5 protein-coding genes and 1 pseudogene are annotated in these 3,566 nt (G+C 68.9%); 3 read left to right on the top strand and 3 right to left on the bottom strand.

Annotation, left to right across the window (positions count from 1 at the left end):
- Nucleotides 1–199 (bottom strand): hypothetical protein (locus AC2W7M_RS22000; protein WP_486134918.1); only part of this gene is annotated, 199 nt, incomplete at its 3' end.
- Between AC2W7M_RS22000 and AC2W7M_RS21995 the strand changes: the two genes are divergently transcribed.
- The gene (locus AC2W7M_RS21995; RefSeq protein ID WP_486134916.1) at nt 108–632 is read left to right on the top strand and encodes a 50S ribosomal protein L11 methyltransferase; all 525 of its coding nucleotides are present in this window, start codon (nt 108–110) and stop codon (nt 630–632) included. The genes AC2W7M_RS22000 and AC2W7M_RS21995 overlap by 92 nt on opposite strands.
- On the opposite strand, the gene AC2W7M_RS21990 is transcribed toward AC2W7M_RS21995, so the two are convergent.
- Nucleotides 556–738 (bottom strand): hypothetical protein, encoded by a 183-nt coding sequence (locus tag AC2W7M_RS21990; RefSeq protein WP_486134915.1) that lies wholly within the window; start codon nt 736–738, stop codon nt 556–558. The genes AC2W7M_RS21995 and AC2W7M_RS21990 overlap by 77 nt on opposite strands.
- Before the next feature lie 241 nt (nt 739–979).
- The gene (locus tag AC2W7M_RS21985; protein ID WP_486134913.1) at nt 980–1,492 is read right to left on the bottom strand and encodes a thioesterase family protein; all 513 of its coding nucleotides are present in this window, start codon (nt 1,490–1,492) and stop codon (nt 980–982) included.
- 221 nt (nt 1,493–1,713) lie between these two features.
- Between AC2W7M_RS21985 and AC2W7M_RS21980 the strand changes: the two are divergent.
- Both AC2W7M_RS21980 and AC2W7M_RS21975 read left to right on the top strand, forming a co-directional pair.
- A pseudogene (locus AC2W7M_RS21980) lies at nt 1,714–3,125 on the top strand (FAD-binding oxidoreductase).
- A 69-nt stretch (nt 3,126–3,194) separates the two neighbouring features.
- A partial coding sequence (locus tag AC2W7M_RS21975) for an AsmA family protein (protein WP_486134911.1) occupies nt 3,195–3,566 on the top strand: 372 nt, incomplete at its 3' end.

Genomic DNA, 3,566 nt, shown 5'->3' with positions numbered 1-3,566 from the left:
CCTCGCCGCGATCGCCGACGCGCGCGCGCAGCTGCGCGCGCGCGCCTGCGATCGGCACGGGAACGGGGGTGCTTGCCATCGCCGCCGCGCGGGCGCTGCGGACGCCGGTGACGGCGAGCGACATCGACGTCGTGGCGGTCCGGACGGCGCGGGAGAATGCGCGCGCCAACGGCGCGGCGCCTTTGTGCGGTTCGTGCATGCGGCGGGCGCGGACGCGCGCGCGTGGGCAGGACGGTCCCTACGACCTGATCCTCGCCAACATCCTGCTGCCGCCGCTGAAGCGGCTGGCGCGGCCGCTCTGCGCGCTCCTGGCGCCGGGCGGCACGGGTGGTTCTGTCGGGGCTGCTCGATGCCCAGGCGCCGGCGGCGCTCGCCGCCTACCGCGCCCGGGGGGCTTCATCTGGTGCGCCGGCGCTCCATCGAGGGCTGGACGACCCTCACGCTGGCGCGCGCGGCCGGACGTCCGCTGCCGCGGCGCTAGAGCACGCGCCGATCGGCTTGCATCGCAAGCTGATCGGACGACACGTTCTCTCCTCAAATTCAGAGCGGGTACGCTCAGCGCTCCCCGCGCTCGTAGCCGCGCATGTGGCGGGCGATCTCGCGCTCCGCCTGGGCGCTGCGGGCGGCGATGATGGCGTCCAGCACGCGGGCGAAGAAGCCCTTGGCGGGGGTGCCCGCCGCCTGGACGGATACGCTCTTCTGGCCGGCGAGAGACTTCGGAAAGGTGACGGCGCTCATGGAGGCCTCCTGCTGCAGCGGTCGCAGCGGAGCCGCGACCGTGATGCAATGCAATATATGCCGCACTGCAGCAGACGAGAATGGATAGGTCAGCATGACTGCCCTGCATTGCGTGCAATGCGGGCGGATTTGGAAGCTGACTAAGGTCTAGGCATTTCCGATCGCCTTGACCCCGAGGAGCGCCGGGGCGCCGCGCCCCCCGGCGGAACGCCGTCGGCGCCCTGAGCGCCGCGCGGCGGGTTCAGGATGCCCGCGGGGCCATGGCCACCGAGCGTCCGAGGCCTTCCGGCCGCGGCAGCGCCGCGTGGGCGGCGCGCATGGTGGCCACCAGGGCCAGCACGTCGTCCGGAAACGGCACGGCGCGGCGGGAGGCCAGATCCACGTGGATCGCCACCTGCTCGCAGGTGGCGGACTCCCAGCCTTCGGTGCCATGATGCAGCGTCTGGAACAGGTGAAGACGCTTGTCGTCATAGTCGACGAGGCGAAGGGTGACGCGCACCGGGCTCTCCGGCTTCAGTTCGCGCAGGTAGCGCACATGCGCCTCGGCGGTGAAGAAGGAGGCGCCGCAGCTTTCGGCATAATCCGGGCCGAGGCCCAGCAATTGGGACGCCTCGTCGACGGCGCGGTCGAACAGGAGGTTGTAATAGGCCATGTTCAGATGGCCATTATAGTCGATCCACTCGCGCTCCACCTTCATGGCGGAGGAGACGAAGGGAGCGAAGAACACAGGTTCGAAGTCGATCCGGTGTAGCATGGCGAGCCGCCTGTGGCAGGAGGTTTGCTCGATTGTTATTCAGTGTGCCGACACAACAGGCATTCGTCACGCCTGAAATCACGCCGACGGGGCCGCAGTCGCGAATCACAAAAAGCACTGTCAAGAAAAAACGGTTCCAATACGGTCGATTTTACCGCCTTCCACATCCACCCCCGCCGCCCGCCAGATCGCCCTCGGGGATACAAGTTAAGGAATCGTAAATGCTTGTTGCATCCGCGAAATCCGAATCCACCTTGCCGGAGCGTGTCATCCTTGCCACGCAGGACCTCAAATCCGCCCTCGATCACAAGATCGTGACAAACCCGGTGATCCGATCCCAGCACGCCAATGTCACCACCTACCTGCCCAACGAGCCGGCGGACGTGGTGGTGTTCGCCGAGAGCGCAGCGGACGTGCAGCAGGCGGTGCGCATCTGCGCCGCGCACAAGGTGCCGGTGATCCCGTGGGGCGCGGGCACCTCGCTCGAGGGCCAGGTCAACGCCCCGTTCGGCGGCGTGTGCATCGACCTCTCGCGCATGAACCGCATCCTCGCCGTCAATGCCGAGGACCTCGACTGCGTCATCGAGCCCGGCGTCACCCGCAAGCGGCTCAACGAGGAGCTGCGCGACCAGGGCCTGTTCTTCCCGATCGATCCCGGCGCCGACGCCTCGCTGGGCGGCATGGTTTCCACCCGCGCCTCGGGCACCAATGCGGTGCGCTACGGCACCATGAAGGACAACGTGCTCTCGCTCGACGTGGTGACGCCCTCGGGCGAGCTCATCACCACCGCGACGCGGGCCCGCAAGTCCTCCGCCGGCTACGACCTCACTCGGCTCTATGTGGGCGCGGAGGGCACACTCGGCATCGTCACGGGCATCACGCTCAAGCTCTACGGCATCCCCGAGGCGATCTCGGCGGCGGTCTGCCCGTTCCCGTCCATCGAGGCGGCCTGCAATGCGGTCATCATGACCATCCAGTGCGGCATCCCGGTCGCGCGCATCGAGCTGCTCGACGAGGTGCAGGTTCGCGCCTCCAATGCTTATGCCAAGCTCGCGCTGGCCGAGACGCCGACCCTGTTCCTGGAATTCCACGGCACCGAGGCGAGCGTGCACGAGCAGGCGGACCGCTTCGGCGCCATCGCCACCGAGTTCGGCGGCGGCCCCGCGGCGTTCGCCGTCAAGCCGGAGGAGCGCACCAAGCTCTGGCAGGCGCGCCACGACGCCTACTGGTCGGCGCTGCCGCTGCGCCCCGGCGCCAAGGCGTGGCCACCGACGTGTGCGTGCCGATCTCGCGGCTCGCCGAATGCGTCATGGAGACCAAGCGCGACATCGAGGAGATGGGGCTCGTCGCCCCCATCGTCGGCCATGTGGGCGACGGCAACTTCCACACCACGCTGATGGTGGACCACGACGACCCGGCGGACGTGGAGAAGGCGCATCTCTACATGAAGCGCCTCGTCGCCCGGGCGCTCGCCATGGGCGGCACCTGCACCGGCGAGCACGGCATCGGCCAGGGCAAGATGGGCTACATGGCGGCCGAGCACGGCGAGGGCGCGCTCGACGTGATGCGCGCGATCAAGCGCACGCTCGATCCCGACAACATCATGAACCCGGGCAAGATCGTCGCGATCTGATCGCAATCTCCCGGCATACCGGGCGTTGGCGCCGCTTCGGCGGCGCACAACCTTTTCGGGAGTGTGGATGTGCAGGGCATCCTGATTAGCCTCGCCTCGGCGGTCATCCTCGCCATCGGCGGCGCGTTCGCGGCGCCCTATGTGGTGGACTGGAACGCCTGGCGCGGCACGTTCGAGAGCGAGATCGGCCACGCCATCGGCCTGCCGGTGGTGATCCGCGGGCCGATCGACGCGCAGATCCTGCCCGCCCCGCGCATCGTCCTGCGCGACGTGACGCTCGGCGACGTGGTCTCCACCGGCGGCACCGTGAAGGAGCTGCGCGCCGAACTCTCCCTCGGCGCCCTCATGCGCGGCGAGGTGGAGGCGACCGGCGTCGCGCTCGACCGCCCGCAGATCGCGCCTCGTGCTCGATTCCGCCGGGTCGCTTCGCGTTGCCCACCG

The organism is Xanthobacter sp. BG11Y11_SDJG, assembly GCF_057364445.1.
This window is presented reverse-complemented; position numbering and strand designations above follow the sequence as displayed.